The 26,766-nt window shown below is 59.8% G+C and carries 25 protein-coding genes and 1 pseudogene; 13 read left to right on the top strand and 13 right to left on the bottom strand.

Going from position 1 to position 26,766, the window contains the following annotated elements:
• Positions 1 to 125: 125 nt before the first annotated feature.
• The 5 genes from betI (at position 126) to JTP94_RS08790 (ending at position 6,171) form a co-directional block, all read left to right on the top strand.
• Positions 126 to 713, top strand: a complete 588-nt coding sequence (gene betI, locus JTP94_RS08810) for a transcriptional regulator BetI (protein WP_113119244.1) — start codon at positions 126 to 128, stop codon at positions 711 to 713.
• Positions 714 to 718: 5 nt separating this feature from the next.
• On the top strand, positions 719 to 1,360 hold the full coding sequence (locus JTP94_RS08805) for a glutathione S-transferase family protein (protein ID WP_204850133.1): 642 nt from the start codon (positions 719 to 721) through the stop codon (positions 1,358 to 1,360).
• Positions 1,360 to 2,823 carry a betaine-aldehyde dehydrogenase gene (gene betB / locus JTP94_RS08800; protein ID WP_204850290.1) on the top strand — a complete coding sequence of 488 codons (1,464 nt, stop codon included), beginning with the start codon at positions 1,360 to 1,362 and terminating at the stop codon, positions 2,821 to 2,823. Before JTP94_RS08805 ends, betB begins: the two co-directional genes overlap by 1 nt.
• A gap of 163 nt (positions 2,824 to 2,986) precedes the next feature.
• A complete protein-coding gene (gene betA, locus JTP94_RS08795) occupies positions 2,987 to 4,639 on the top strand; it encodes a choline dehydrogenase (RefSeq protein WP_204850132.1) in 1,653 nt (550 codons plus the stop codon).
• Between the two features lie 170 nt (positions 4,640 to 4,809).
• Positions 4,810 to 6,171, top strand: a complete 1,362-nt coding sequence (locus tag JTP94_RS08790; RefSeq protein ID WP_204850131.1) for a chloride channel protein — start codon at positions 4,810 to 4,812, stop codon at positions 6,169 to 6,171.
• Between the two features lie 3 nt (positions 6,172 to 6,174).
• Here JTP94_RS08790 and JTP94_RS08785 read toward each other — a convergent pair whose 3' ends face one another.
• Positions 6,175 to 6,621: an Rrf2 family transcriptional regulator gene (locus JTP94_RS08785; RefSeq protein ID WP_204850130.1), complete on the bottom strand. Its 447-nt coding sequence runs from the start codon at positions 6,619 to 6,621 to the stop codon at positions 6,175 to 6,177.
• Positions 6,622 to 7,111: 490 nt separating this feature from the next.
• Between JTP94_RS08785 and JTP94_RS08780 the strand changes: the two genes are divergently transcribed.
• The 3 genes from JTP94_RS08780 to cysN all read left to right on the top strand — a co-directional run bounded on the left by JTP94_RS08780 (position 7,112) and on the right by cysN (position 10,423).
• On the top strand, positions 7,112 to 7,849 hold the full coding sequence (locus JTP94_RS08780) for a phosphoadenylyl-sulfate reductase (RefSeq protein ID WP_204850129.1): 738 nt from the start codon (positions 7,112 to 7,114) through the stop codon (positions 7,847 to 7,849).
• 128 nt (positions 7,850 to 7,977) lie between these two features.
• Positions 7,978 to 8,931 carry a sulfate adenylyltransferase subunit CysD gene (gene cysD, locus JTP94_RS08775; RefSeq protein ID WP_204850128.1) on the top strand — a complete coding sequence of 318 codons (954 nt, stop codon included), beginning with the start codon at positions 7,978 to 7,980 and terminating at the stop codon, positions 8,929 to 8,931.
• Position 8,932: 1 nt separating this feature from the next.
• Positions 8,933 to 10,423: a sulfate adenylyltransferase subunit CysN gene (gene cysN / locus JTP94_RS08770; protein ID WP_204850127.1), complete on the top strand. Its 1,491-nt coding sequence runs from the start codon at positions 8,933 to 8,935 to the stop codon at positions 10,421 to 10,423.
• A gap of 77 nt (positions 10,424 to 10,500) precedes the next feature.
• Here cysN and hisC read toward each other — a convergent pair whose 3' ends face one another.
• From hisC to JTP94_RS08755, 3 genes are all read right to left on the bottom strand, one after another.
• Positions 10,501 to 11,559: a histidinol-phosphate transaminase gene (gene hisC, locus JTP94_RS08765; RefSeq protein ID WP_204850126.1), complete on the bottom strand. Its 1,059-nt coding sequence runs from the start codon at positions 11,557 to 11,559 to the stop codon at positions 10,501 to 10,503.
• 141 nt (positions 11,560 to 11,700) lie between these two features.
• On the bottom strand, positions 11,701 to 12,156 hold the full coding sequence (locus JTP94_RS08760) for an Imm8 family immunity protein (RefSeq protein WP_204850125.1): 456 nt from the start codon (positions 12,154 to 12,156) through the stop codon (positions 11,701 to 11,703).
• A gap of 69 nt (positions 12,157 to 12,225) precedes the next feature.
• Entirely contained in the window at positions 12,226 to 13,149 is a 924-nt protein-coding gene (locus tag JTP94_RS08755; protein WP_204850124.1) for a LysR family transcriptional regulator, read from the bottom strand.
• A 179-nt stretch (positions 13,150 to 13,328) separates the two neighbouring features.
• On the opposite strand from JTP94_RS08755, the gene JTP94_RS08750 reads away from it, so the two are divergent.
• From JTP94_RS08750 to JTP94_RS08735, 4 genes are all read left to right on the top strand, one after another.
• A complete protein-coding gene (locus tag JTP94_RS08750; protein ID WP_204850123.1) occupies positions 13,329 to 14,891 on the top strand; it encodes an MFS transporter in 1,563 nt (520 codons plus the stop codon).
• 154 nt (positions 14,892 to 15,045) lie between these two features.
• On the top strand, positions 15,046 to 15,435 hold the full coding sequence (locus JTP94_RS08745) for a hypothetical protein (protein WP_312038142.1): 390 nt from the start codon (positions 15,046 to 15,048) through the stop codon (positions 15,433 to 15,435).
• Between the two features lie 434 nt (positions 15,436 to 15,869).
• Positions 15,870 to 16,931: a porin gene (locus tag JTP94_RS08740; RefSeq protein ID WP_204850122.1), complete on the top strand. Its 1,062-nt coding sequence runs from the start codon at positions 15,870 to 15,872 to the stop codon at positions 16,929 to 16,931.
• Positions 16,932 to 17,403: 472 nt separating this feature from the next.
• Positions 17,404 to 18,465, top strand: a complete 1,062-nt coding sequence (locus tag JTP94_RS08735; RefSeq protein WP_204850121.1) for a 3-deoxy-7-phosphoheptulonate synthase — start codon at positions 17,404 to 17,406, stop codon at positions 18,463 to 18,465.
• A gap of 32 nt (positions 18,466 to 18,497) precedes the next feature.
• Here the strand turns inward: JTP94_RS08735 and JTP94_RS36010 are convergent, their stop codons facing one another.
• The 5 genes from JTP94_RS36010 to JTP94_RS08710 form a co-directional block, all read right to left on the bottom strand.
• Positions 18,498 to 18,857: a DUF6314 family protein gene (locus JTP94_RS36010; RefSeq protein ID WP_409456595.1), complete on the bottom strand. Its 360-nt coding sequence runs from the start codon at positions 18,855 to 18,857 to the stop codon at positions 18,498 to 18,500.
• A 52-nt stretch (positions 18,858 to 18,909) separates the two neighbouring features.
• Positions 18,910 to 19,437 carry a peptide-methionine (S)-S-oxide reductase MsrA gene (gene msrA / locus JTP94_RS08725; RefSeq protein ID WP_204850119.1) on the bottom strand — a complete coding sequence of 176 codons (528 nt, stop codon included), beginning with the start codon at positions 19,435 to 19,437 and terminating at the stop codon, positions 18,910 to 18,912.
• Complete coding sequence (msrB, locus tag JTP94_RS08720) at positions 19,434 to 19,883, bottom strand: peptide-methionine (R)-S-oxide reductase MsrB (RefSeq protein ID WP_204850118.1); 450 nt, start codon at positions 19,881 to 19,883, stop codon at positions 19,434 to 19,436. Before msrB ends, msrA begins: the two co-directional genes overlap by 4 nt.
• A 180-nt stretch (positions 19,884 to 20,063) precedes the next feature.
• On the bottom strand, positions 20,064 to 20,561 hold the full coding sequence (locus tag JTP94_RS08715) for a GAF domain-containing protein (RefSeq protein ID WP_204850117.1): 498 nt from the start codon (positions 20,559 to 20,561) through the stop codon (positions 20,064 to 20,066).
• A gap of 42 nt (positions 20,562 to 20,603) precedes the next feature.
• Positions 20,604 to 21,416, bottom strand: coding sequence for a pentapeptide repeat-containing protein (locus JTP94_RS08710; protein WP_204850116.1), 813 nt, complete (start codon positions 21,414 to 21,416; stop codon positions 20,604 to 20,606).
• Positions 21,417 to 21,630: 214 nt separating this feature from the next.
• On the opposite strand from JTP94_RS08710, the pseudogene JTP94_RS08705 reads away from it, so the two are divergent.
• A pseudogene (locus JTP94_RS08705) lies at positions 21,631 to 21,774 on the top strand (keto-deoxy-phosphogluconate aldolase); the annotation flags it as partial.
• A gap of 100 nt (positions 21,775 to 21,874) precedes the next feature.
• On the opposite strand, the gene JTP94_RS08700 reads toward JTP94_RS08705, so the two are convergent.
• The 4 genes from JTP94_RS08700 to JTP94_RS08685 all read right to left on the bottom strand — a co-directional run bounded on the left by JTP94_RS08700 (position 21,875) and on the right by JTP94_RS08685 (position 26,182).
• On the bottom strand, positions 21,875 to 22,219 hold the full coding sequence (locus tag JTP94_RS08700) for a hypothetical protein (protein WP_204850115.1): 345 nt from the start codon (positions 22,217 to 22,219) through the stop codon (positions 21,875 to 21,877).
• A 31-nt stretch (positions 22,220 to 22,250) separates the two neighbouring features.
• On the bottom strand, positions 22,251 to 22,853 hold the full coding sequence (locus JTP94_RS08695; RefSeq protein ID WP_204850114.1) for a hypothetical protein: 603 nt from the start codon (positions 22,851 to 22,853) through the stop codon (positions 22,251 to 22,253).
• 8 nt (positions 22,854 to 22,861) lie between these two features.
• A complete protein-coding gene (locus tag JTP94_RS08690; protein WP_204850113.1) occupies positions 22,862 to 24,193 on the bottom strand; it encodes a hypothetical protein in 1,332 nt (443 codons plus the stop codon).
• Between the two features lie 114 nt (positions 24,194 to 24,307).
• Positions 24,308 to 26,182 (bottom strand): adenylate/guanylate cyclase domain-containing protein, encoded by a 1,875-nt coding sequence (locus JTP94_RS08685; RefSeq protein WP_204850287.1) that lies wholly within the window; start codon positions 26,180 to 26,182, stop codon positions 24,308 to 24,310.
• Positions 26,183 to 26,766 lie beyond the last annotated feature (584 nt).

The following is a 26,766-nucleotide window of genomic DNA, read 5'->3' as shown; positions in this document are numbered from 1 at the left end:
GCACAGAAATGCGTCCCGGAAAGGGGCTGCGGATTTTTCGACGCGGCTCGGTCGGGTAAGTGATTTTTTTGTTGATTGATCAGTCAATCAAAAATACACTCACTCCAAGCCTTCAGGAGTGACGCATGCCGAAAGTCGGAATGGAACCGGTGCGCCGCAAGGCGCTTGTGGATGCGGCGATGCGCGTCATCGGCGATCACGGCTCGCTGACCGTCACCATGTCTGAAATCGCCAAGCAGGCGGGCGTTTCCCCTGCTCTTGCGCATCACTATTTCGGCAGCAAGGAACAGTTGCTGATCGAAACCGTCCGCGCTCATCTACAGCGCCTGCGCGACAGCGTCGTGACGGCGCTCCGGGCCGCGAGGACACCCCGAGAGAAGCTGTCGGCCGTCATTCGCGTCAGTTTCCAGGCGGATCAGTTCGCACCGGAAACGATCGCCGCCTGGCTCGCCTTCTATGCCGAGGCGCAACGCTCCGAGGAAACGCGCCGCTTTCTCGTCATCTATGCGCGCCGGCTGCATTCGAACCTGGTGGCAAATCTGAAGCCCCTGTGCCCAGCCGAGGACGCGGAGCGTATCGCCGAAGGTGCCGCTGCCATGATCGACGGGCTTTACATCCGCCAGAGCCTGCGATCCGCTCCGATCAGCATCGAGGCGTCGATCGCGCTGACCGAGGATTATCTGACGACCTACCTCAATGCGCTGAAAGGCTGAAGAGCATGTTGACCGTATGGGGCCGCAAATCATCATCCAACGTGCAGGCGCTGATGTGGTGCATCGGCGAGCTCGACCTTGCCTATGAACGCATCGACGCCGGCTTCAAATATGGCATCAACGATACCCCGGAATTTCTGGCGATGAATCCGAACGGCACCGTTCCGGTGCTGCGCGAGGATGATGGCGAGCCGCTCTGGGAAACAGGCGCCATCATCCGCTATCTCGCCGCTCAACATGGCGATGAGGCCTTCTGGCCGAAAGACGCGCGACGCCGCGCCCACATCGACAAATGGGCTGAGTGGGCCAAGCTTAACATCACGCTGAATTTCACCGGCCCGGTGTTCTGGCGCGTGGTGCGCACTGCACTGGCTCTGCAAGACCAACAAGCCATTGCGGCGGCGCTGACTGCGCTCGGCGCGAAACTCGACATCGCCGAAAAGCAGCTCGAGCGGCATCGCTTCCTTGCGGGCGATGACCTGACGCCGGCCGACATACAATTCGGCCATGTGCTCTATCGCTATTTCGACATCGATATCCCGCGCCCCTCCCTTCCGCGGCTGGAGCGCTATTACGGAAACCTGACCGAACGACCTGCCTTCCGGGAGCATGTCATGGTGTCTTACGAAGAACTGAGGGTTCTATGATGCGCGCACAACCGAAAGCCTCGCATTTCATCGACGGCGAATATGTCGAAGACACAGACGGCACCGTCATCGAAAGCATCTATCCCGCCACCGGTGAAGTGATCGCACGGCTGCACGCGGCAACGCCTGATATCGTCGAGAGGGCCATTGCCAGCGCCAAGCGGGCGCAGCCGGAATGGGCTGCCATGAGCCCGACGGCGCGCGGCCGTATCCTGAAGCGTGCCGCCGACATCATGCGCGAGCGCAACCGCGAGCTTTCGGAATTGGAAACGCTCGACACGGGCAAGCCGATCCAGGAAACGATCGTCGCCGACCCGACCTCCGGCGCCGACAGCTTCGAATTCTTCGGCGGTGTCGCGGCAGCCGGCCTCAACGGCTCCTACATCCCGCTCGGCGGCGATTTCGCCTATACGAAGCGCGTGCCGCTCGGCGTCTGCGTCGGCATCGGCGCCTGGAACTATCCGCAGCAGATCGCCTGCTGGAAGGGGGCGCCAGCCCTGGTGGCGGGCAACGCCATGGTGTTCAAGCCTTCGGAAAACACGCCGCTCGGCGCGCTGAAGATCGCCGAGATCCTCATCGAGGCCGGTCTTCCCAAGGGGCTCTACAACGTCATCCAGGGCGACCGCGAAACGGGCCCGTTGCTCATCAACCATCCCGACGTCGCGAAGGTCTCCCTGACCGGCTCGGTGCCGACGGGCCGCAAGGTCGCCGCCGCGGCTGCCGGCAACCTCAAGCACGTCACCATGGAGCTTGGCGGCAAGTCGCCGCTGATCGTCTTCGAGGATGCCGACATCGACAGCGCCATCGGCGGCGCCATGCTCGGCAATTTCTATTCGACCGGCCAGGTATGCTCGAACGGCACGCGCGTTTTCGTCAACCGAAAGATCAAATCCGAATTCCTGAAGCGGCTGAAGACCCGCACCGAGGCCATGCTGATCGGCGACCCGATGGACGAGGCGACCCAGATCGGCCCGATGGTCTCCTGGGCGCAGCGCGAGAAGGTGCTTGCCTATATCGAGCAGGGCAAGGCGGAAGATGCTACGCTGGTGGCCGGCGGCGGCATTCCGAACAATGTCTCCGGCGAAGGCTATTACATTCAGCCCACCGTCTTCGCCGACGTCACCGACGACATGACCATCGCCCGCGAGGAGATCTTCGGGCCGGTCATGTGCGTTCTCGATTTCGATGACGAGGCTGAGGTCATCGCCCGCGCCAATGCCACCGAATTCGGCCTTTCCGGCGGCGTCTTCACCGCCGATCTTACCCGCGCCCACCGCGTCGTCGACCGGCTCGAAGCCGGCACGCTGTGGATCAACACCTACAATCTCGCGCCGGTGGAAATTCCCTTCGGCGGTTCCAAGCAATCCGGTTTCGGCCGCGAGAATTCGCTGGCCGCGCTGGAGCATTATTCGGAATTGAAGACGGTTTATGTCGGCATGGGGCCGGTGCAGGCGCCTTATTAAAGTAACCTCGGGGCTCGCCCTCGCCCTTCGAGGCCGCCTGTGGCAGCACCTCAGGGTGAGGTCGAGAACGACCAACCACAAGCGCAGACGATGATCCGCCTCATCCTGAGGTGCCCGCCGAAGGCGGGCCTCGAAGGATCGGGGCGGCCACAGGGAGATAGACATGGAACAGGCAGATTTCGTCATCGTCGGCTCGGGTTCGGCCGGCTCCGCCATGGCCTACCGCCTATCGGAGGATGGCAAGCATTCGGTCATCGTCCTTGAATTCGGCGGCAGCGACTTCGGGCCTTTCATCCAGATGCCGGCGGCCCTTGCCTGGCCGATGAGTATGGACCGCTACAATTGGGGCTATCTTTCCGAGCCCGAACCGCAGCTCAACAACCGGCGCATTACAGCACCGCGCGGCAAGGTGATCGGCGGGTCCTCCTCGATCAACGGCATGGTCTATGTGCGCGGCCATGCGGAAGATTTCAATCGCTGGGAAGAACTTGGAGCGCAGGGCTGGGCCTATGCCGACGTGCTGCCCTATTTCAAGCGGATGGAACACTCGCACGGCGGCGAGGAAGGCTGGCGCGGCACCGATGGGCCGCTGCATGTGCGGCGCGGTGACGCCCGCAATCCGCTGTTCCATGCCTTCATCGAAGCCGGCAAGCAGGCGGGTTTCGAGGCGACGGAAGATTATAACGGCGGCAAGCAGGAAGGCTTCGGCCTGATGGAGCAGACGACCTGGATGGGCCGGCGCTGGTCGGCGGCCACAGCCTATCTCAAGCCGGCTCTCAAGCGGCCGAATGTCGAACTCATTCGCTGCTTTGCCCGCAAGATCGTCATCGAAAACGGCCGTGCAACCGGCGTCGAAGTGGAGCGCGGCGGCAAGATCGAAGTCATCAAGGCGAATCGCGAGGTGATCATTTCGGCCTCTTCGTTCAATTCGCCGAAGCTGCTGATGCTCTCGGGCATCGGACCGGCACAGCACCTGCGCGACATGGGCATAGAGGTGAAGGTCGACCGACCGGGCGTCGGCGCCAATCTTCAGGACCACATGGAATTCTATTTCCAGCAGACCAGCCTGAAGCCAGTTTCGCTCTATTCCTGGCTGCCCTGGTACATGCAGGGGATCGTCGGCGCGCAATGGATGTTCTTCAAATCAGGCCTCGGTACCTCGAACCAGTTCGAAGCCTGCGCCTTCCTGCGCTCGGCACCCGGCGTCAAGCAGCCCGACATCCAGTATCACTTCCTGCCCGTTGCCATCAGCTACGACGGCAAGGCGGCCGCCAAGAGCCACGGCTTCCAGGCGCATGTCGGCTACAACCTGTCGAAGTCGCGCGGCGCAGTCACCTTGCGCTCGTCCGATCCGAAGGCCGATCCTGTGATCCGCTTCAACTACATGAGCCATCCGGAAGACTGGGAAAAGTTCCGGCATTGCGTGCGCCTTACCCGCGAAATCTTCGGACAGAAGGCCTTCGACGACTACCGCGGCCCGGAAATCCAGCCGGGCCCGAATGTCCAGACGGACGATCAGATCGACGCCTTCCTGCGGGAGCATCTGGAAAGCGCCTATCATCCCTGCGGCACCTGCCGGATGGGCTCGAAGGACGACCCGATGGCAGTGGTCGATCCGGACACCCGCGTCATCGGCGTCGATGGCCTGCGTGTCGCCGACAGCTCGATCTTCCCGCACGTCACCTACGGCAATCTGAATGGCCCCTCGATCATGACCGGCGAAAAGGCGGCCGACCATATCCTCGGCAAGCAGAGGCTGGCCCGGTCCAACCACGAGCCCTGGATCAATCCACGGTGGGAGACGAGCGACCGATAACGGTATCGCTCGTCCTTTGTTGCCGCGAGTATCCAGTCTGCACACACAGGGTCAGCGAGCGAAGTGAAGTTCTGTAAGACAGTGTGACTATCTTAAGACCTCGTTTTTAAGCAGATTGTTCGAACAGAATCCGCAAGGACCTGTCCATCAATCTATCGGTCACAAGTCATATGCCCCCCATATACCGCAAGTCCAAGCTGCTCCGCCGTTCCCGCGTCTTCTGGGGTTCGTTTAATCTCTGGCGGCCGCGATTGGTGTTCGGGACGGGGGCTCTGGCGATCGGCGTCATCAGCGTCGGCTTTGCGAAACTCGCCGATCTGGCGCAACGCGCTTTCACCGGCCTGACCACGTCGGGAGAATGGACCTGGCTGCTGCCGCTCGTGCTGACGCCGCTCGGCTTCGTGCTGTCAGCCTATCTGGCCACGACCTTGTTTCCCAACGCGCAAGGGAGCGGTATTCCGCAGGCAATCGCGGCCCGGCACCTGCATCACGACGAGGACAGAACGAAACTGCTGTCGCTCAAGGTCGCTTTCGGCAAGATCGTGCTGACCATACTAGGGCTCTTTTGCGGCGCCTCGATCGGCCGCGAGGGACCGACAGTGCAGGTAGGCGCGTCCTTCATGCTGGCCGTTGCCCGGTTCGGCGGCATGGCACAGGCGAAGGGGTTGATTCTTGCCGGTTCCGCCGCAGGCATCGCGGCAGCATTCAACACGCCGCTTGCCGGTATCGTCTTTGCTATCGAGGAGATGAGCCGCACCTATGAATCGCGTGCCAATGGCCTGGTGTTGACGGCCGTCATCCTCTCCGGTCTTGCTGCACTCGGCCTTTCCGGCAGCTATAATTATTTCGGCACCGCCGATGCCGCGCCGACGATGCTCAGGGATTGGATCGTCATGCTGATCTGCGGCGTCGGTGGCGGCGCTCTCGGCGCCACCTTCAGTGGATTTGCGCTCTATACCGGCATCCGCATCCGTCGCTGGGCGCAGCCGCAGCCACTCCAGCGCATGCTGATCCTTGCCGGCCTGTGCGGCCTGGTCGTGGCCGCCATCGGGGTCCTCTCTGGCGGCCAGACCTTTGGCACCGGCTACGACCAGGCCCGCGGCGCTGTGGAGGGACATGCCCTGCCCACGCTCTTCTTCGTCGAAAAGCTGCTTGCGAGCTTCCTGTCGATGATCTCAGGCATTCCCGGCGGCATCTTCGCACCATCGCTTGCCGTCGGCGCCGGCTTCGGCAGCACCGTCGGCACGCTTGTCGGCGGCGGTGCCGCGCTTGCGGCCATCCTCGGCATGGCCGGCTATTTCGCCGGCGTCGTCCAGGCGCCGATGACAGCCTTCGTCATCATCCTTGAAATGACGGGCGACCATCAGGCAGTCATTCCAATCATGGCAGTCTCGATGATCGGTTACGTCACCTCGCGGCTGCTGTCGCGCGAGCCGCTCTATCACGGCCTATCGCGCGTCTTCATCGCGGCGGCGATCCGCGCGCGGCGTGCCATGGAGAAGGAAGCGGGGGAGGAAACCGCCGCTCACTAAAGGTCAGGCCATCAGCCTCGTCACCTCAGCACCGTCAGGCTGCGCCACCGCATCGGCGATGGTCGTCGAGAAAAGAACCTTGCGGGTCGCATCAGCGACCCTGGCGAAGACATGCCGGATTTCGCAGGTCTGCTCACCGTCACAATCGTCGCAACGACGATAGGCGGTGAGCGACAGACAGGGCAGCGGCGCCAGCGGCCCGTCGATGACGCGCAGGATCTCGCCGAAGGTGATTTCGTCGGCCGGCTTGCGCAGGAGGTAACCTCCCTGCTTGCCGCGCCGGCTGATCACGATGCCCTGATGTTTCAAGTCGAGAAGAATCTGCTCCAGAAACTTTTTCGGGATCCTTTGCTGCGCCGCGATATCGGAAATCATCATCGGCTCGCCTGCCTCGGACTGGGCAAGGGCCGATAGCGCACGCAGCGCATATTTTGCTTTCTGAGTAATCATTTCGAACCGCTTACACACACATGCGATACGTTCGGCCGATCGGTTCAGCCGGATCGTTTGAGAACTCTGCAGACTTCGTCCACGGCTAATTCCGGAGCGAAGACACCAATGGGGCAACGTCGGGAAAACGCTGGCAACCCAGCCTTGTTTTCATTCTTTTGTCGCTATGCTCATAGTTTAGCTCAAAATCCGCTAACACGCATCATTTTGGCCATCACTTCCGATTTCCGTTTGACAAGCTATGTGTAACTCTACTATTTCTATAGACATTAAAGCAAGCACTTAAAGATGGCTAGCCATTTCAGGTGCTTCCGAACAGCCGCTTCAGGTGGCAAAACGCCTTGGTTAACAGCCGAGGCGGTCGCTTTTCCTTATCGGCGCAGCTTCATGGAGATATTTACTCTCCAGCCGCTTGCTTTCGAAATCTATTTTTCTGTCCGCTGCCCTTACGAGCTGCGATACTCCTGAGAATATCAGGACAGGATCCCCCATGACTGCCATTACCCTTATTGAAGACGCCGCGACGCTGAACAGCCGCTTGGCATCGCTCGATCTTGCAGGCCGTCTGTCCCTGGTCGCCGGTCTCGGCGGCCGTGTCGTGTTCACGACCTCGCTCGGAATAGAAGATCAGGTCATCACGGCCGAGATCGGTAACCATCGTCTGCCGATCGAAGTCGCGACGCTGCAGACCGGCCGCCTCTTTCCCGAAACGCTTGCCTTGATCGACGAGACGCAGAGCCAGTACGACATCCATATCGTCCGCTACGAACCGGAACAGGCCGACATCGACGCCTATGCGGAGAAGTACGGTCTCAACGGCTTCTACGAGAGCGTCGAAGCCAGGCATGCCTGTTGTGGCGTGCGCAAGCTGAAGCCGCTTGCGCGCGCACTTTCCGGCGCCACCATCTGGATCACCGGCCTGCGCCGCGGCCAATCCGCCAACCGCGCCGATACGCCGTTTGCCGAATTCGATCCCGAGCGCAACCTGATCAAGATCAATCCGCTTGCCGATTGGGATATCGATGTTATCCGCACCTACATCGCGGATAACAGTGTCCCGGTGAACCCGCTGCATGCACGCGGCTATCCGTCGATCGGCTGCGAGCCCTGCACCCGCGCCATCAAGCCGGGCGAGCCCGAGCGCGCCGGCCGCTGGTGGTGGGAGAACGACGAAAAGCGCGAATGCGGCCTGCATGTTCACGAAGAGGCCGCGATCGCAGCGCAGTGACATACCCCGCCGGCTCCCGGCACCGATCCGAAGCGCGTTTCATCGCCGCCGATCTGCCGGGAACCAACGCAGCCATTCTTGCCGACCGGCCCTCCCGGTCGGGACAGTTGAAAGTTCTGGAGTCATACATGCCCGATAGCCGTCCGGATACGGAACTCTCCAATCCGCAAAGTGCCAAGCCGCCGCTCGATCCGCATCTGAAGGCGCTGGAAAACGAAGCCATCCACATCTTCCGCGAAGTCGCGGCCGAATTCGAGCGTCCCGTGATGCTCTATTCGATCGGCAAGGATTCCTCGGTGCTGCTGCATCTGGCCCGCAAGGCCTTCTATCCCGGCCGCATCCCCTTCCCGCTGCTGCACGTGAACACCGGCTGGAAATTCGCCGAAATGATCACCTTCCGCGACGAGATCGTGAAGAAATACGAGCTCGACCTGATCGAGCACATCAACCCGCGCGGCAAGGCCGAGAACATCACCCCCTTCACCCATGGTTCGGCTGGCTATACCGACATCATGAAAACGGAAGCCTTGCGTCATGCGCTCGATGCCGGCCAGTTCGATGCTGCCTTTGGTGGTGCCCGCCGCGACGAGGAGGCTTCGCGCGCCAAGGAGCGCATCTATTCCTTCCGCACGCCCGACCATCGCTGGGATCCGCGCAACCAGCGCCCGGAGCTCTGGAACGTCTATAACGGCCAGATCCGCAAGGGCGAAAGCGTGCGCGTCTTTCCGCTCTCCAACTGGACCGAGGTCGATATCTGGCGCTACATCCAGGCCGAAAACATTCCGATCGTGCCGCTCTATTTCGCCGCGAAGCGCCCGGTTGTCGAGCGCGACGGCATGATGATCATGGCGGCCGATCCGCGGCTCGAATTGTTGCCGGATGAAGTCAAGCGCGAGGAGCTTATCCGTTTCCGCACGCTCGGCTGCTTCCCGCTGACCGGCGCCATCCGCTCCACCGCCACGACCCTTGAAGAAATTATTGCAGAGCTGGAAATCGCCACGGTTTCCGAACGTCAGGGCCGCGCCATCGACCGCGACCAGTCCGGCTCCATGGAAAAGAAGAAGCGTGAAGGATATTTCTGAGATGACCGCAAACGCCAACGCCGTCGCAATGCCCGCTGTTGGGGCCGCCGCCGAGCCCGCCAAGGCCGTCCGCGACTCGCGCCCGCTTCGCCTGATCACCTGCGGCAGCGTCGATGACGGCAAGTCGACACTGATCGGTCGCCTGCTCTGGGATACCAAGGCGGTCAAGGAAGACCAGGCCGCCACGCTCCGGCGCGATTCCACCGGCAAGCAGAACGATCTCGGTCTGCCCGACTTTGCCCTGCTGCTCGACGGCCTGCAGGCCGAACGCGAACAGGGCATCACCATCGATGTCGCCTATCGCTATTTCTCGACCGACAACCGCTCCTTCATCGTCGCAGACACGCCCGGCCACGAGCAGTATACCCGCAACATGGCGACCGGTGCCTCCACCGCAGATCTCGCCATTCTGCTGGTCGATGCACGCCTGGGCATCCTCGAACAGACGCGCCGGCATGCGACGATCGCTTCGCTGCTCGGCATCAAGCAGTTCGTGCTGGCCGTCAACAAGATCGACCTGACGAACTACGACCGCGCCGGCTTCGAAAAGATCTCCCATGATTTCCGTGAATTCGCGCTGTCGCTCGGCGTCAAGCAGATCACGGCCATCCCAATGTCGGCGCTGAAAGGCGAAAATGTCGTCTATTCCGGCCAGGCCGTCATGCCCTGGTACGCAGGCCCGACGCTGGTCGAGGCGCTGGAATTGGCCACGGTGCGCTCGGCACAGGCGGTCGGTTTCCGGCTCTCCGTGCAGCGCGTCTCGCGCCCCGGCGAGAGCTTCCGCGGCTATCAGGGCACGGTTGCCGGCGGCTCGGTGAAGCCGGGCGACAGCGTCATGATCCTGCCTTCGGGCATGGTCGCCAACGTCTCGAAGATCGTCACCTTCGATCTCGTGCGCAACGCCGCCGTTGCCGGCGACGCGATCACACTCGTCCTTGACCGCCAGGTCGATGTGTCGCGCGGCGACATGATCGTCGCGATCGACAGCCAGCCGCAATCGGGCCTTTCCTTCGATGCGCAGATCGTTGCGCTACAGCCTGAGGGCATCGAGCCTGGCAAGCGCTACTGGCTGAAGAGCGGCAGCCGCCGCCAGCGCGTGCAGGTGCAGCCGATCGCTCAGCTCGAGCTGAAGACCGGCGCTTGGGCACCGGCGCAATCGCTGTGGATGAACGCCATCGGCAAGGTTCGCCTTTCCTTCGATGAAGCCGCCGTCTTCGACCCATACGACCAGAACCGCTTGACCGGCTCCTTCATCCTGATCGATCCCGAGAGCAACAACACGGTCGCCGGCGGCATGATCACCGGCAAGCGCACCGATGTCGGCGGCATCCACAAGGAGGGCCAGCGCGTTCTCCTGTCCCTGCCGGCCGATCTCGCCGAGCAGATCATGGCGAGCGAACTCTTCGCCAGCCGCCGCGACGAGACGGAAGTCCGCCGCGTTACCGCAGCGCAAGCCGCCGAAATCTGGACGAACGCGGCCAGCGATATCTGAACGCGGCACCGCGTATAGTAGCAACGAGGCCGGCCTTGGTCGGCCTCTCACAAATTCCGGCGCTGCTACGCTTGGGATCAGCGCAATATTTCGCCGAGAGCTGCGAGCAGCCGATCACATTCGGCGTCTGTTCCAATGGTGATGCGAAGGTAGTCACTGACGCGCTCCCCCGAAAAACGCCTTATCAGAATTCCCCGGCTCCTGAGTTGTGCCGCCAAGTCCGCACCCGATTGATCCGGGTGCCGCGCGAACAGGAAATTGGCGGATGACGGAAGAACCTGGAAGCCGAGTTCTCTTAGCGCGATGGCCAGGCGTTCCCGGCTGGCAATGATCAAATCGCGATGTTTCTCGAACCAGTCCCGATCTTTCCAGGCGGCGATCGCGCCTGCCAGGGCGAGCCTGTCGATAGGATAGGAATTGAAGCTGTCCTTGACCCGTTCCAGGGCTTCTATCAGCGGTCTTTGCCCGACAGCAAAGCCGACGCGAAGTCCGGCAAGGCCGCGCGACTTCGAGAATGTCTGGATCACAAGGAGATTGGGGTATTTGCGGACGAGCGGGATGGCGCTCTCACCACCGAAGTCCACATAGGCTTCATCGATGACGACCATCTGGTCAGGGCGCTCTTGAACCAGAGCTTCAACATCCGCCAGAGGTAGACCGATCCCCGTCGGTGCGTTGGGATTGGGCAGAATGATCGCGCCGCAGGGCCGGCGGTAATCGTCAAGCCGAACCCGCATCTCGGCATCGACGGGAACTTGCTGGAACTTGACTCCATAGAGACGGCAATAGGTCGGATAGAAGCTGTAGGTGATATCGGGGAAAAGCAGCGGCTCTTCGTGGTTCAAGAGCGCCTGAAACGTATGCGCCAGAACCTCGTCCGACCCATTGCCGATGAAGACTTCGTTCTTATCTAATCCATGGGTTGCGGCAATTGCTGCTCGCAGCCCCTGCGCTGTCGGGTCCGGATAGAGCCTAAGCGTGTCGGTCACGGCCCTCGAAATCGCCGCCAGTGCATGAGGAGACGGGCCGTATGGGTTTTCGTTGGTGTTCAGCTTGACGATATCGCTCACAGCGGGCTGCTCGCCGGCGACATAGGGGATCAAGGAGTGAACAATAGGACTCCAGAAACGGCTCATCGTGATTTCCAATTTTTGGCGGTTGCAGACGGGTTTGGTATCGCGTGGTTCAATGTTACGGTCTGATGTAGCAAATGCCACCATCGAACGGCATCTCTCGGCCCTAAGCGGTCAGTCAGATGGTCCGGCGATGATCGCTGATTAACACCTGTAACGATATTCCCACTCGCCAATGCCGTCGATCTTCAGCATCGTTGTTTCGGGGCTTTTACCAGCAGCTTCTTCTGAACATTTCGCCTTGAGAAATACATCAAGAGCACTTCGGTCAAAGCGGGGCAAAAAGATTATATTACGCCCGCTTGTCACCTCATGCCCGTGTTCCCGCGTGAACCAGGGAAGTGAACACACAAGAACACTGAATGCATCCTGGCCGGTTTCATCACCGATATAGAAGTCCATCCAGAATCCGAAGTCACTCAGGTCTTCAGGCTCCCAGTCATCGTCTTTAGGAATGTAGAACCCCTTATATTCCCAAGCCATGGTAACCAACATCAATGACAAATTACTGTTCGGGGGATAAGGGTAAAGGCCGACACGAATGCCTGCAAGCTTCCAGCGAGCAGTGACCGCAATTGGCGCAAAGTTGCCGCCAGACAAAGGCGGCAGTTGCTACCTCATTCGGCAATTTGGCGTAGCCGTTGAAGATTGGCCAACATCGGCCTTAGTTCATGCCTTGGGGGCAACGGGCAAGACTTCGCAGCTCTTTGCGAAAAGCCGCTCGCCAAGAAAGTCAACAAACACGCGAACCTTGGGCGACAGATGGCGGCTCGATGGCCAGAGCACATGGAAATGGCCGGGCTCGTCGATGAAATCATCGAGAACGGTTTGCAGCTTTCCTTCGGCAAGCGAACTGCGCACCAGGAAATCCGGCATGCATCCGATGCCGAGGCCGGCGACCGTGGCGCCGCGCACGGCCTCCATATTATTGCAGGAAAAAGCCGTTCGCAGGCGCAGTTCGGGCTCGCCCTCCGGCAAGGTCAATGGCCAATCCTGCAGCTTGCCGCTGTTCGGAAAGCGAAACCGCACCGCCACATGCTCATTGAGCGTGCGCGGGCAATCGGGAACGCCGTGGCGCTCCAGATAGCCGGGGGCTGCGCAAATCAGCATCTGGAACGGTCGCAAGGTGCGCGACATCAGACGCGAATCCGGTAGATCGCCGCTGCGGATGGCGACGTCGACACCCTCCTCGATCATATCGACGATGCGGTCATTGAAATCGATGTCGAGTTCGACATCGGGATAGCGCGCCACGAATTCCGGCACTACCGGCAGCAGGAAATGATAGCTGACGATCGGCACGCTGACGCGTAACCGTCCACGTGGCACCGCCACCGCCTGTGCCAGCGAAGCCTGAGCATCATCGAGATCGTCAAGTACGCGCCGGCAGCGCTCGTGAAAGAGGCGTCCTTCCTCCGTCAGCCGGATGCTGCGGGTGGAGCGCTGCAGCAGCCGAACGCCAAGCTGCCGTTCGAGATTGCTGACCGCCTTGCCGACCGCGGAGGCCGAAAGGCCGAGCACGCGGCCGGCGGCGGCGAAGCTGCCGAGATCCGCTGTTCGGACGAAAGCATTCAAGCCACTCAGGCGATCCATGCACACCTCATTCGAGCGTTTTTTTCCGGTATATGTGGAGTTATAGCCTCATTATCATCCAATTACAGTAAAACTATCTTCACTGGGTCATTTGAAGCCCATGGGCGAAGGCGTTCAAGCCTTCATCGTTCCCAAGACGCCCACGGGCTCGCCCTTGCTCAAACCCAACGGAAATCCCGATGACCCTCAGCAAGACAAAGGTCGCCACTGCGACCGAAAAACTCTTCGTCCTCGTCGCGGTCTGCTGCGCCGCAGCGGCGATGCCCCTGACATTCACCGGTCCGGCCGTTGCCTTGCCGGCCATCGGCCGAACGCTCGGCGGCAGCCCGATCGCCCTCAACTGGGTGACCAATGCCTTCATGCTGACCTTCGGCAGTTGCCTGATGGCTGCCGGCGCGCTTGCCGACAGTTTTGGCCGCCGCCGTATCTTCCTGACTGGAGTGGGTTGCTTCGCACTGTTCTCGGCCGGACTGGCCTTTGCCGGCAACATCGTCTGGTTCGACATATTGAGAGCTCTGCAGGGTCTCGGCGCTGCCGCCGCCTTTTCGGGCGGCATGGCGTCCCTCGCTCAGGAATTCGATGGCGCAGCACGTATGCGGGCCTTCAGCATTGTCGGCTCGAGCTTCGGCGTTGGTCTGGCTTTCGGGCCGATTGCCTCCGGCCTGATGATCGACGCGTTCGGCTGGCCCTCGATCTTCCTTCTCGTCGTCATACTGGCTCTATTCGCTCTCGGCCTCGGCGCACGCTTTCTACGCGAATCCAGCGATCCCGATGCGGCCGGGCTCGACTGGCCGGGAGCACTGAGTTTCACGCTTGCCCTGACGCTCTTCACCTATGGCGTGCTGCGCGCGCCGGAAACCGGCTGGAGCGACCTGCTTGTCATTGTCTTGCTCGCCGGCGCCGCATTGCTCTTCCTGGCCTTCGGCATCATCGAACGTAGCGTGAAGCGGCCGATGCTGGATCTCACTTTGTTTCGCTATCCGCGTTTCGTCGGCGTGCAATTGCTGGCGGCGGCGCCGGCCTATGCCTTCGTCGTGCTGCTGATCCTGCTGCCGGTGCGCTTCGTCGGTATCGAAGGCATGAGCGAGATTGCCGCCGGGCGCATGATGATCGCCCTTTCGGCGCCGCTTCTGATCCTACCGATCGTTGCCGGCCTTTTGACACGCTGGTTCAGTGCCGCCACGATCTGCGGTGCCGGCCTTGTCATCTCGGCTGTAGGTCTCTTCTGGCTCAGCCATTTCGCTGCCGGCTCGGCGTCGTCGGCGCTGATCGGCCCGCTGCTGACGATCGGCGTCGGCATCAGCCTGCCCTGGGGCCTGATGGACGGGCTGGCCGTCAGCGTCGTTCCGAAGGAACGCGCCGGGATGGCGACCGGTATCTTCAGCACCACCCGCGTCGCCGGCGAAGGTGTCGCCCTTGCGGTCGTCACCGCTGTTCTGAGCGCCTTCATACAGTCCAATCTCGGCACATCGGCGGGCGAGCACACAGCCGCCACAGCGCAACGGCTCGTCACCGGCGATCTTGCCGCCGCAGCATCGAACGCACCTGCGATCGGTCAAGCCGCACTGATCCAGGGTTATAGCGATGCCTTCAGCGCACTGCTTTGGCTCCTGACCGCCATCACCGCAATCACCGCAATCGTCGTCTTCTCTTCCCTCGGCCGAGGCTCGTCGGGCGGCGCCAGCGAAACCGCGAACCAGGTGCCCGACGACGAAGAGGCGCTCACGGCGTCGGAGGCATAAGCCGCCGCGACGCATGCCAGCAAGGCAAATCGAAGGCCAAAGAACGCAGAAATCTTTTCCACGACGCAACAGAATGTTTCGCCGCCACATAAATTGTGCGCGCCGCATCGCATCGATCGCAGCCTTTGGAATGGCAGAAGACTGGAGTTTAAATGTGCCGCTGGTATATGATATCCCAATGATATCAGACCGGTTTTTTAAGATTATCGCATGGACCTATATCGCGGCGCTCATCGCCGTGACCTTTGCGCATCTCAATTGGCAAGCCGAGTTTGGCAATCCCTTCGACCTATTTCGTGCCGGCGCGCTTTGCGTGGCCGGCATGCTTGCGCGACTGGCCTACCCGCAGTCGCCATCCTTCACCTGCCTGCTGATGATCGGCAGTGTGTTGGTACTTTGGCTTTCGCATTTCCTGGCGAGCGGCGACTCCGGTTCATCCCTTGATATCATCATCGGCATGATCAGCGGTCTTTGGGGCATCATGATCGGCGCGGCGCTCAGCAAGCTGATATCTCCGTCTTCGAAACGAACCGTATCGTATTGAGGAAACCGCCGTCCGCCTCCTAACGCGCCAGTTTGACGGTGGCGCAGGCACAGTGGCTTTTGCCCCAGCCTGAACGCGTGTCGTTCGATCTTTCCACCCTCATACCTCGCTCCCAGGGCGTTTCGAACAAGCGCCAAGGCCGTCCTTTTCAGCGATCTATTCTTAGTAATGACTATTGCGCAGCCAATATTATGGCGCCCTTACTATCTATGTTTGTAGATGTTGCTTTCCTGCAACTAGAATTTAAAAATCACGGAAAAGTCATTCTAAGAAAAATATATCATATAACTTTACAGGAATTCGTCTTTAATAACGACCAGAAGCGGGTGGGGCCCGTTTCTCCCGAGTCGGGGTTTTTAAACAGGGATAGGGTCAGGCACGTCGATTTTTCGGCGCGATAGCCTATGCCCAATCTATATTGGATTGGAGTTTTTATGAACATCAAGAGCCTTCTTCTCGGCTCCGCTGCTGCATTGGCAGTAGTTTCTGGCGCTCAGGCAGCCGACGCTGTCGTCGCCGCTGAGCCGGAACCGCTTGAGTACGTTCGCATCTGCGACGCATACGGCGCTGGTTATTTCTTCATCCCGGGCACTGAAACCTGCCTGAAGGTCGGCGGTATGGTTCGTACCGAAGGCAAGTGGTACAACGCTTACAACCCGGCTGACCGTTACGGCACGCTGTGGCACACCCGCGCTCAGCTGAGCGTCGACACCGCAAGCGACACCGAATACGGTCCGCTGAAGACCAACACCATCTACCGTTTCGACTGGCAGGATGGCGGCACGACTGGCGTCAAGCTGCTGTTCGCTAACATCAGCCTCGCTGGCTTCACCGTCGGTAAGCTCGACTCGCAGTATAACCTGTACATGGGTTATGCCGGCAACGTCATCAACGACGACGTTGTTTATGACGGCCCGTATGAACTGAACCAGTTGACCTACAACTACGATGCAGGCAACGGCTTCACGGCTGTCGTCTCGCTCGAAGACAGCAACTCCGGTTCTGGCGCCAAGGGCGTCAACGGCGAAGACAGCTCCGACCACTACGCTCCGGACGTTGTTGCCGGTGCCGGTTACAAGGCTGGCAACTTCGGCTTCAAGATCGTCGGCGGCTATGACTCCATCGTCGAAGAAGGTGCAGTCAAGGCTCGTGTCGATGCCGACTTCGGCGTCTTCAAGGCCTTCTTGATGGGCGGCTACAACACCGACGGCGACAAGCTGAACAAGTATGCAAGCTCGAACGGCGCTGGCCCGGCCAAGACCATCGGCTGGGGTGACTGGGCTGTTTGGGGCGGCGTCACCGTTCCGATCGACGCCAAGCTGCAGGCTAACGCACAGGTTGCCTACACCGACTCGAAGATCTTCGCAGCGACCGCCAACCTTCGTTGGAACCCGGTCAAGAACCTCCTGGTTCAGCCGGAAGTTTCCTACACCAACTGGGACTCCATCAACCAGGACCAGTGGGCTGGTATCCTCCGCTTCCAGCGTAGCTTCTAAGACCTCGTTTCCGAGATCTGATCTGACTTGACCCCTGATCGGATGGGGGCCTGCCCGACTTCCAGCGAAGTCGGGCAGGCCCTTCCGAGGCAGGGGTTAAATTTTGGGGTCCATGCCTCTCAAACGAACAGCAGCGGCATCCGCAGAAAATTGTAGAATATCTCACCCGGACCAACGATCCGCAAATAGGCGCTGAAGACCAGATTTGACAGTGAGATGGAATGGCGCCGCCGCGGCCAAACCTCTTTGATTTCCCCCACATCAACATCATCGACATCAAGCGTTTTTTGTCGTAGAGACAGCCCATGTCGATCACCTATGCATACGCCTCGCGATTTTATTCGTACCGCTGCTCTCAGCGGAGGCGGGCCTGTGCGTAGTTAAAATCGACGCGACATCAAAGACCCGAACAGCCGCTAGTCTACCTGGCGGCTTTTTTGTCGCCACGGTGACCCTACAAGGAACCGATACCGTGCTGAATTCCACTGATGATTTGCGCATTGTCGAGATCACGGCGCTCACGCCGCCCTCACGCATTATAGATGAGATCCCCCGCGACGCGGCCGTGACGACAACCGTCACCGAGGCGCGCAACGCCGTCCATAACATCCTGCACGATGACGACGACCGGTTGATCGTGGTCATAGGCCCCTGCTCCATCCACGATCCCGTCGCCGCGCGCGACTATGCGGCGCGATTGAGGGAGCAGCGCGACCGGTTCGCCGGCGATCTCGAAATCATCATGCGGGTCTATTTCGAGAAGCCGCGCACGACCGTCGGCTGGAAGGGGCTGATCAACGATCCCCACCTTGACGGCAGCTACCGTATCGAGGAAGGACTGCGCATCGCACGCAAGCTTCTGGTCGATGTCAATGAAATCGGTCTGCCGGCCGGTTGCGAATATCTCGATACGATCACGCCGCAATATATCGCTGATCTCGTAAGCTGGGGCGCGATCGGCGCGAGGACAACCGAAAGCCAGGTGCATCGTCAGTTGGCATCCGGCCTCTCCTGCCCCGTCGGCTTCAAGAACGGAACGAATGGCGATGTGCGGATCGCGCTCGATGCCATCGTCGCCGCTTCGCAGCCGCATCATTTCCCGGCAGTGACCAAGGAAGGCCTAGCGGCGATCGCCTCGACACGCGGCAACGAGGATTGCCACCTCATCCTGCGCGGCGGCAAAGAGCCGAATTACGATGCGGCCAACGTGCAGACCGTATCGGAACTGGCATTGAAAGCCGGGATCGAGCCGCGGATCATCATCGATGCCAGCCATGCCAATAGCGGCAAGAATCCGGAAAACCAGCCGGCGGTGGTCCATTCCGTCGCCGAGCAGGTATCGGCCGGCGACCGGCGCATCAAGGGCATGATGATGGAGAGCAATCTCGTCGCCGGCCGCCAGGATCTCGTTCCCGGCAAGGCGCTGGTCTATGGCCAGAGCATCACCGACGGCTGCATCGACTGGCCGACTTCCGTTCGCACGCTGGAGGACCTTGCACGGGCCGCTCAGGCGAGACGACGGCTGGCTCGATAAGGGGCAAGCCCCACCAGAACGGACGGCTTTGATTAAGCGCGTCGATAGTGCGCGAGGCTCAGGTAGTGCTTCCGAGGCCCGCGCACATGCCACATCTCGGCCCAGGCGTCCGGTCCTCGAAAGAAAAGACGGCCCCGGTAAAGATCGGGGCCGCAATGATGGACGACATGCTGCGACGCGCCGTCACCGATACGGATGAATTCGGCAAGATCGGGAAAGCGAACGATGAGATCTTCGGCCGTTCCGTCGAGCCGATAGGTGCGACTGCTTCTAAGCGTCGCGTGATCGCTGTGCGTGTCGCCATGTTCTTCGAACTGGACAGGCGTGACGAACGCCTGCCCTTCGAATGTGACCAGGGACCGATTGAGGCGGTCGATGATCCGGCGCGTCACATCCCATGTGCCGAGATAGGGGTTCAGCTGGCCGATTGAGCTGCTCCCCGTATCAGGATGCCGCGCGCTGCGCTGCGTCGGAATGCCGGACCGGAAGCTTCCAGCCGGGCCTGACGAAGTGGCAGGTATAGCCGTTCGGATAGCGTTCCAGATAATCCTGGTGTTCCGGCTCGGCTTCCCAGAAGTCGCTGACCGGCGCCACCTCGGTCACGACTTTGCCCGGCCACAGGCCGGAGGCGTCGACATCGGCGATCGTGTCCAGAGCGACCCGCTTCTGCTCCTCGCTCGTGTAGAAGATCGCCGAGCGGTAGCTCATGCCGACATCATTGCCCTGGCGATTGCGGGTGCTCGGATCGTGGATCTGGAAGAAGAATTCCAGAAGGTCACGGTAGCTGATCTTCTGAGGATCGAAAACGATCTCGATCGCTTCGGCATGCGAACCATGGTTGCGGTAGGTGGCATTGCGGACATCGCCGCCGCTGTAACCAACGCGCGTCGAGATGACGCCGTTGTAACGACGGATGAGATCCTGCATGCCCCAGAAACAACCGCCGGCGAGAACTGCACGCTCCGTAGTCATCTTACATCCTCCACTTGATCGATATAGGCACCATACCCCTCGGCTTCCATGCGGTCACGCGGCACGAAGCGGAGGGAGGCGGAATTGATGCAATAGCGCAGGCCGCCGCGGTCCTCCGGTCCATCCGGGAAAACATGGCCGAGGTGGCTGTCGCCATGCGCCGAGCGCACTTCGGTCCGCAGCATGCCATGCGAGATATCGCTTAGCTCGCTGACATTGGCGGGTTCGATCGGCTTGGTGAAGCTCGGCCAGCCGCAGCCGGAATCGAATTTGTCGGAAGAGGCAAAAAGCGGCTCCCCCGATACGATGTCGACATAGATGCCCGACTGCTTGTTGTAGAGAAGTTCGCCCGTGCCGGGGCGCTCCGTGCCGCTTTGCTGCGTCACGCGATATTGCTCAGGGGTAAGCTTGGCTATCGATTCTGCTGTCTTGCTATAATTGCCCATGTTGTTCTCCTTGCCCTTGGCACGCATTTCAAACTTGACCGGGACCAGTGAAAGGAGGCCGGGTTGGCGGACATCAAGCTCGATCAGCGTTATGGGAGTGGTTGCGAGGCGAAATATAGGTATCGCCGGACCAATTTGCCATATCGATCACGAGCGCGTGACGCTCCACGGTGCCGGCACTCAATCGTCCGTTTGGCAAGAGGCGGTGTAGATTGCCGCAAGCGCCTCGATGCCGGCCTGATCATCGCGATCGAAGCGGCCGGCAACCGGACTGTCGAGATCGATGACGCCGAAAACCTTTCCATTGCGGAATAACGGCACCACCAGCTCCGAGCGCGAGGCCGCATCGCAGGCGATGTGACCGGGAAAAGCATGAACATCCTCGACAAGGATCGACTCCGCCTTCTCGACCGCCGTTCCGCAGACGCCGCGGCCGACGGCTATGCGAACGCAAGCCGGCTTGCCCTGGAACGGCCCGAGCACAAGCTCGCCACCCGCCCGCAGGAAATAGAAGCCGGCCCAATTAAGGTCAGGCAACATCTGGAAGATCAGCGCGGATGTGTTGGCTGCATTGGCAATCGAATCCGCCTCGCCATCAAGCAAGGCTTGCAGCTGGCCGGCAAGCTCGCGATAGAATTCGGGCTTGCTGTCGTGCTCAATCGTCTTCTCTGCAAACATCGCACACTGCCTTCTTAAGGGTCTCTTCTTTCAGGACCAGCGTCAGTCCTTGTCATCCGGGTCGTCCGGCGGGCATGGCCAGACGGGAGGCGCCTGCAGCCAGGACGGCAGCTTCGTCGTCTTGTCGCCGCAGGCCAGATTGATCTGCGCCTGCTGGAGGCCTGTGGCATTCGTCAGATCAAGACCTTCGATGCGGGTCAGATACATGAAGGCCCCGCCGAACGAGACCTGCCCCTGCATCACCGCGCCGGCGAGCGTCGCGCGGGAGAGATTGGCGAAGGAGAAGTTCACGCCTGACAGGACAGCCTTGTCGAAATCCGCGCGGCCGAGCTCGGCCTTCTGGAAATCCGCATTGGCAAGCTGCGCGCCGCCGAATTCTGCCCGTTGCAGCTCTGAGTTGGCAAAAGAGGCGCCATTGGCCGAAGCGTTGCTGAAGTCAGAGCGATAGGCCTCGATCCTTGAAAAATTCGCGCCGTCGGCACGGACTTTCTTCAACCATGCGCGCACCAGCGTCGCCTTTTCAAGATTGGCGGAGGTCAGATTGGCGTCGCTCAGATCCGTGCTGTCAAAGTGAGCGCCGGCAAGATTGGCGCCGTGCAGATCGCTGCTCGGCAACATGATATTGGTCTTGCTGCATCCACTCCAGTCGAGACCGGGCGCTGCAACATTGCCGCAATCGGCGGCCCGCGCAGAAGTGCCCCCCGAGGCCAGGAGAAATGCGGCACTCAAAGCCAACACACCGAAGCCGGTTGCAACCGTCAACTTTTGTCCGATGGTATTGCGAGACCAGGCGCCACGCCACTGCCACGCAAGCCCCTCTCCGGCCAACCCAGCCACCCTTTCAACAAGACTCATCCCGTCACTCCGCTTCAACACCCGCAGGCCGTCCGATGGTCGAGTCGGATGCATGCGCCCGTTCTTTGTATATGGTGCTTTGGGCGACAAAAAGAGCCGGTTTTGCAAAAGCAGATCTTGAACGTGTTTTGGGTGTCAGTGGCGCGCGAATAACGGCGCCCAGATGTTTTCGTACTGCCGATCCTCGTGATAGAGATTATGCCTGTCAGGGGCGGCCGAGCAGGTCGACGGCGGAGCCTTCCTGAAATCGCTCTCCTCTCCCTTTGTCGGGCTGCGCTCCTGCCCGACGGGCGGCGCAACGGCGAAGAACGCGGCCGACTATCTCTCGCTGACGAACGTCATCTGCGTCACCGGCTCCTGAGTGGCGCCGGACGACGCGGTCAAGGCCGGCGGCGCAGGAGGTGGTGGCTGGCGAAGTCGAAGACCGTCTGCCCGCAATTGACGTGATCTCTTGAAAGTCAGACGATTATGAATCCTTGATAGGCGTCTTCAAACTGGCCTTTCTGGCCTTTCTGGTCTTTCAGTTTTATAGCAACCCACAAGGTGGGATTATTGGGCTGGAGAGCGTCAAGCGCAGGCTTAGCGACTAGTGGCCATACCTTATCTGTGCTGGTAGCAGATTTATCATGAACTACTTCGACGTTAACTTTATCGCTACCATCTGCCTTAGTAGATATATATACGTCCATCTCCTCACTGAAGCCGTAGCCTATGAGTGTAAAGTCCGTCCAACGACCTAATGGAGCTTCCACAGGGTCGGGGTCGCCGATGCGCTCAATTTTAACATTAGGTTTCGCGGCCATGTTAGCCTCCCTGGTCCGTCCTTATCCGCAATTAATCATTATCGCCCGATCTGCGAGGAATGAATCCGCCTGATCTGGACATTACGCCCCCGGAACGGGACAGAGCGCCGCCCGATCTGGACATTCCGCCGCTTGCCATTCCTCTGGGATCAGTCGAAGCCTCGGCCGAGAGCAGGATTTGCTCAAAGGTTCCCGTTTCGGCATCGAGTCTCATCGAGAGATCGCCCTTGTCGTAGATCCAAACCTTCATATCCTTGGCGAGAGCTCCAATTTGGGAACCGAGGCCCGTTCGTGCACTCGAACCTGGGGATCGATACAATCGGTCGTATTCGATATCACCGTCGACGTTCCTCGGTGGGGGATCGTCCGGAACCACGCCGCTGCCGTGGACAACGAAGATTGCCGGCCGACTCAGTTCAATAAAAGCTCCCTCGAACGAGAAAGCGTAGATTCGCGCGAGAGTCGCTTCATCCGCACTAAGCTGGTGCCTCAGAAAATTGTTCGCTCCTACTTCACGTCCGGTCAGAGTGTCGTAAACGCCGCCCCTAAAAATCAGATCGCTAAGTTCGCGCCCAAACAGATATACCGCTGATACGCCGAGCAAGGTTTCTTTGTCTGCCACTTCTCCCTCCATCTACCTGATTATTGACCGATGCCTAATCTCGACAGCAGAAATTTCTCGCGATAATTCATCTTCGGAAGCGCGAGATAATCTATCGGAAGTAACGTGCGCGCAGAGTGGACATGGCTGCGATGCTCGCCGCCTTTGATGTGCGCGCCGGCGTGCAACTCGCCGATGGCGCGCTGCCTGAAGTTTCTGCTGATGATCCTTGCGAATTGGCCGCCACTTTCGACCTGATCAATCGCAAGCATCGTTCTTGCGACGTCACCGTAGTCCAGAAAATCGGGAGCGAGAGCCCACAAGGTTTCCGCCAGATACGTGCCGACGATATCTCGTGCTTCGAGCAGTGCTTCGACAAATCCGTCTGAGTTCCGCGCGAAAGCGCGGTCGAAAGCATGCTGCACCGGCGCCTCAGCGGCCGGATCGAACTCGGCAATATCCGCGAGATTTTCGACGGCACGCGAGATCAGGCCCCGCGCTACCAGGCTCTCATGAAAGATGTCGACAAGGATGTCGAATATCGCGCCGGTGAGCGGCTGCGAGAGTTCGTGCTCGTCCTTCCAGCCACGAGCGAACTCGTCCATCGTCCGTTTGTTGTTTGCCGACCGTATCTGCCGATGCGGCGAAAATTCCGAAAAGCGCGACAGGCGATTTGCACGGTGGAGATTACCGTTTGTCTCCGCGAGAACATTGTCGATCACGGACGGAAAATGCATGGCTGCGATCAGCGACACGCAGTCGGAGAAGGCTTCCTGGAAGCCAAGATATTCGGGGTACTCGGCTCCAGGACGCGGCACGCCAAGCACGCTAAAGATAATCGCATGCCCCACCTCATGGGCAATGACGTCGAAGTCCAGGCTGAAGGGAAGGACGCGTCCGTCCTTCTCGAACTGGCTCCCAACTTCGAGGAAGCCATAGCCGTACTGGGCATTGTCCCATTGCGGAAGGATCGAGATTTGCAGACGGTCGAAGTGATCGTGAAAATGCCAGACAATCGGCTGTCCGAGATAACGCTCCCACACGTCCAATGTGAACCGCACGCAACCGAACACATGCGCGGCTTCGAAGCCAGGCATCCACGGTTGGAAGTGGTCGAAATTGCCATACCCGTCAGGAGCGGCCGGCTCGAGGATTTTTCCGGTCCAAGGTGGCAGATAAATGTACGGCGTTCCCAGCGGCCCGCGGTTGACGCCGTAAGGACGGGTCTTGCCGACCGGCTCCAAAACAAACATGCAGTTGTCGGCCGGACCAGCGGTCAGGCTACCCAGAGGGGAGGACACCTCAATGATCTCGGGCTCGGACCGAGCATCCTCAAATGGCGGCTGTACAAAAAGTCTGAACCGGGTGCCCATCCGCTCCCCCAAAAAGACTTTATTTGGCCAATTCAACCTAAAGTTTCGCAGCTTGGTGCAAGGTTTGGCAAGTCATGAAATAGTGGTAGAGACCTAAGCTAATGGTAGAAGGCTTCACTTGGAAAGCTCAACCAACTTCGAATAGCGCGGATGGTCGCGAATGGAATCAAGGTCGGAATCGTTCTTGAACCACAGCCTCATCTCCGCGCCGACTTGAGGCATCCAGGCTTCAAGCAAGTCGATCGCTCGGTCGATCTCGCCAAGCAGCGCATAAGTGCAGGCGGCATTGTATTGAATGTTTATATCGTTCGGATCGGTCGCCAGGGAACGCGCCAACCATTCCAATGCCCGATCTCGGACACCGAGAAAGGCGAGCGCGGTCGCTCCAAGGCAGGCGACATTGGCGTTCTCCGGATGTAGCCGCATTTCTTCCTCGGCTTTTTTTATCGCGATCCGAGCGTAGCTCTCGGCCTGATCTACCTGCCCGAGTGAACGAAAGACGTTCACAAGCATCATTGGCGCACCATAATCCGCGGGCTTGATTTCCATTGCGCGTTGAAAGTATGTCGCCGCTGGCTCAAACTGACCGTCGGTGACGCAAAACTCGGCATAGTACCGATTAGCCTCGTGGCAATTGGGGTCGAGCGACAAAGCCTGCTCGAATGCAGAAACCGCCTCGACGCGATTGCCGGCGACCGCCAACGCAAACCCCCTTGCCGCATGTGCCTCCGCCAGATTCGGATCGATAGCGAGCGCCTTCGCCGTGTTCGCAAGAATGTCATCCACCGGAATCTGCATGCCAAACTGGGACCGCAGACGCGCATCGCAAACCGCGACGCCGGCATAAGCGCGGGCATAGCGCGGATCCAATTCGATGGCTCTGCCGAAACTCTGTCTAGCCATAAGATGGTTTGAGCTCGAGGCAATGTGGTAGTACTCGCGCCCCCTCAGATAGTGCGTATAAGCTTCCACGCTCTCTGTCGGCGCTAGCTCGATTGCCTTCCTCTCCTCCGGAAGCAGCTTGACCTTAAGTTGCTCGACGATCGCCTTGGTGATCTCGTCTTGCACTTCGAAGATGTCGGTGAGGTCGCGGTCGTAACGCGCGGCCCAGACGTGACCGTCGCTAGCTGCTTCGATCAATTCCGCATTGATCCTCACACGGTTGCCGGCCCTGCGGACGCTGCCCTCGACTACGTAGGCGACGCCAAGTTCCCTGGCAATGAGCTGCAGGTTTTCGCTCCGGCCTTTCCACGTGAAGACGGTGTTACGGCTCAGCACAAATAGGCCTGAGACATTCGATAGATCAGTGATGATGTCCTCGGTGATGCCGTCGCTGAAAAACTCCTGCGCGGGATCGTTGCTGATGTTAGCGAATGGCAGGATTGCAACCGACGGCTTGTTGAAGGATGCCTGCGTGTGGCCACTTGCGGCAGGCGCGACCTCCTCGCCCGAGGCTACGTTGCCCCAATCGGCAAAATAGACGTGTACCGGGCGGGAAATGTTCTTGACTGTCTTGGCGCCCTGGTCTGCGAAATCGAGACCGAGCTTGTTCCCGACTTCGTGGCGCACAGCCGCCGAGCAGGCAATGCCGCCAGGCGCGGCAAGGGCTTGCAGGCGGACGGCCACGTTAACGCCATCCCCGTGAAAGTCATCCGCATCGAAGACGATGTCACCCAGATTTAGGCCTATCCGGAACGCGAAGTGCCTGTCCGCTGGAATCCCGATGTTGCGCTCCAGCATGCCGCGCTGGATTTCGACTGCGCAGCGTGCAGCACTGAGCACGCTGCCGAACTCCACCAGGAAACCGTCGCCCATTACCTTGATTATATGCCCGCCGTGGCTTGCAACGGCGGGATCGAAGAGCTCCCGGCGATGCTGACGAAGGGCATTAAGCGTGTCCTCTTCGTTGGCCTCAAGGAGACGGCTGTAGCCTACCACATCGGCAGCCAAGATAGCCGCCAATCGACGTTCAACATGCTCTGCGCACATGCCCCCGTCTCCCCGACCTGCTGTTAGCAATATTGCACAATTCAAGCGGCTAGCCAGCAATGTTGCCGGACGATTGTGGTACTGACAATGAAAATCTCCCTCTCCCATCAAACCGACAGTTAACATCTGGCAGATTTGGTTGTCTGCGTCACCGCGATGTCGACCCTGGACAATGATGCCGGCACGCCAGAGCCACTTGGCTTGCCCAAGCCGGCGTTGATATCGAGCAGGCAGCAGCATCTTTGGGGATGACGTCGGAGGAGTTTGAGCGGACCTACGCGCACGCAAGCCCTGACTTCCAACAGCAGGCAGCGAACGCTTTCTAACCGGTCCGCTGCTCAAGCGGTCCGTAATCTAGAAAATGGCTTTCGCGGAGGAAGTTTTGTTCGGGATCAAAGCCCTGATTTACAAGGCTTTAGCTGGTCGGAGTGGAGTGATTCGAACACTCGACCCCCACGTCCCGAACAATGAAACAGACGCAAGAAAGCCCGCATTTCCGGGCTTTTTCGCTTTCGTACGTCACATAAAAACACGTTCTGTTCCGCTCATTCATTGCCAATCGTTGCCGTAAGGCGTTTGGCCCC

The sequence above is a fragment of the Martinezella lusitana genome (genome assembly GCF_016901135.1).
In the GTDB taxonomy this organism is placed as follows: Bacteria; Pseudomonadota; Alphaproteobacteria; order Rhizobiales; family Rhizobiaceae; genus Rhizobium; species Rhizobium lusitanum_D.
This window is presented reverse-complemented; position numbering and strand designations above follow the sequence as displayed.

Excerpts from the sequence above, each read along its gene's own strand:
- JTP94_RS08710 (WP_204850116.1), bottom strand. The coding sequence starts at position 21,416 with ATGAGTCTTGTTGAAAGGGTGGCTGGGTTGGCCGGAGAGGGGCTTGCG.
- msrA (WP_204850119.1), bottom strand. The coding sequence starts at position 19,437 with ATGACTACGGAGCGTGCAGTTCTCGCCGGCGGTTGTTTCTGGGGCATG.
- JTP94_RS08685 (WP_204850287.1), bottom strand. The coding sequence starts at position 26,182 with ATGTGCGCAGAGCATGTTGAACGTCGATTGGCGGCTATCTTGGCTGCC.
- hisC (WP_204850126.1), bottom strand. The coding sequence starts at position 11,559 with ATGAGCCGTTTCTGGAGTCCTATTGTTCACTCCTTGATCCCCTATGTC.
- JTP94_RS08750 (WP_204850123.1), top strand. The coding sequence starts at position 13,329 with ATGACCCTCAGCAAGACAAAGGTCGCCACTGCGACCGAAAAACTCTTC.
- JTP94_RS08755 (WP_204850124.1), bottom strand. The coding sequence starts at position 13,149 with ATGGATCGCCTGAGTGGCTTGAATGCTTTCGTCCGAACAGCGGATCTC.
- JTP94_RS08740 (WP_204850122.1), top strand. The coding sequence starts at position 15,870 with ATGAACATCAAGAGCCTTCTTCTCGGCTCCGCTGCTGCATTGGCAGTA.
- JTP94_RS08805 (WP_204850133.1), top strand. The coding sequence starts at position 719 with ATGTTGACCGTATGGGGCCGCAAATCATCATCCAACGTGCAGGCGCTG.
- betI (WP_113119244.1), top strand. The coding sequence starts at position 126 with ATGCCGAAAGTCGGAATGGAACCGGTGCGCCGCAAGGCGCTTGTGGAT.
- JTP94_RS08790 (WP_204850131.1), top strand. The coding sequence starts at position 4,810 with ATGCCCCCCATATACCGCAAGTCCAAGCTGCTCCGCCGTTCCCGCGTC.
- msrB (WP_204850118.1), bottom strand. The coding sequence starts at position 19,883 with ATGGGCAATTATAGCAAGACAGCAGAATCGATAGCCAAGCTTACCCCT.
- betA (WP_204850132.1), top strand. The coding sequence starts at position 2,987 with ATGGAACAGGCAGATTTCGTCATCGTCGGCTCGGGTTCGGCCGGCTCC.
- JTP94_RS08785 (WP_204850130.1), bottom strand. The coding sequence starts at position 6,621 with ATGATTACTCAGAAAGCAAAATATGCGCTGCGTGCGCTATCGGCCCTT.
- cysD (WP_204850128.1), top strand. The coding sequence starts at position 7,978 with ATGCCCGATAGCCGTCCGGATACGGAACTCTCCAATCCGCAAAGTGCC.
- betB (WP_204850290.1), top strand. The coding sequence starts at position 1,360 with ATGCGCGCACAACCGAAAGCCTCGCATTTCATCGACGGCGAATATGTC.
- JTP94_RS08780 (WP_204850129.1), top strand. The coding sequence starts at position 7,112 with ATGACTGCCATTACCCTTATTGAAGACGCCGCGACGCTGAACAGCCGC.
- JTP94_RS08715 (WP_204850117.1), bottom strand. The coding sequence starts at position 20,561 with ATGTTTGCAGAGAAGACGATTGAGCACGACAGCAAGCCCGAATTCTAT.
- JTP94_RS08695 (WP_204850114.1), bottom strand. The coding sequence starts at position 22,853 with ATGGAGGGAGAAGTGGCAGACAAAGAAACCTTGCTCGGCGTATCAGCG.
- JTP94_RS08700 (WP_204850115.1), bottom strand. The coding sequence starts at position 22,219 with ATGGCCGCGAAACCTAATGTTAAAATTGAGCGCATCGGCGACCCCGAC.
- cysN (WP_204850127.1), top strand. The coding sequence starts at position 8,933 with ATGACCGCAAACGCCAACGCCGTCGCAATGCCCGCTGTTGGGGCCGCC.
- JTP94_RS08690 (WP_204850113.1), bottom strand. The coding sequence starts at position 24,193 with ATGGGCACCCGGTTCAGACTTTTTGTACAGCCGCCATTTGAGGATGCT.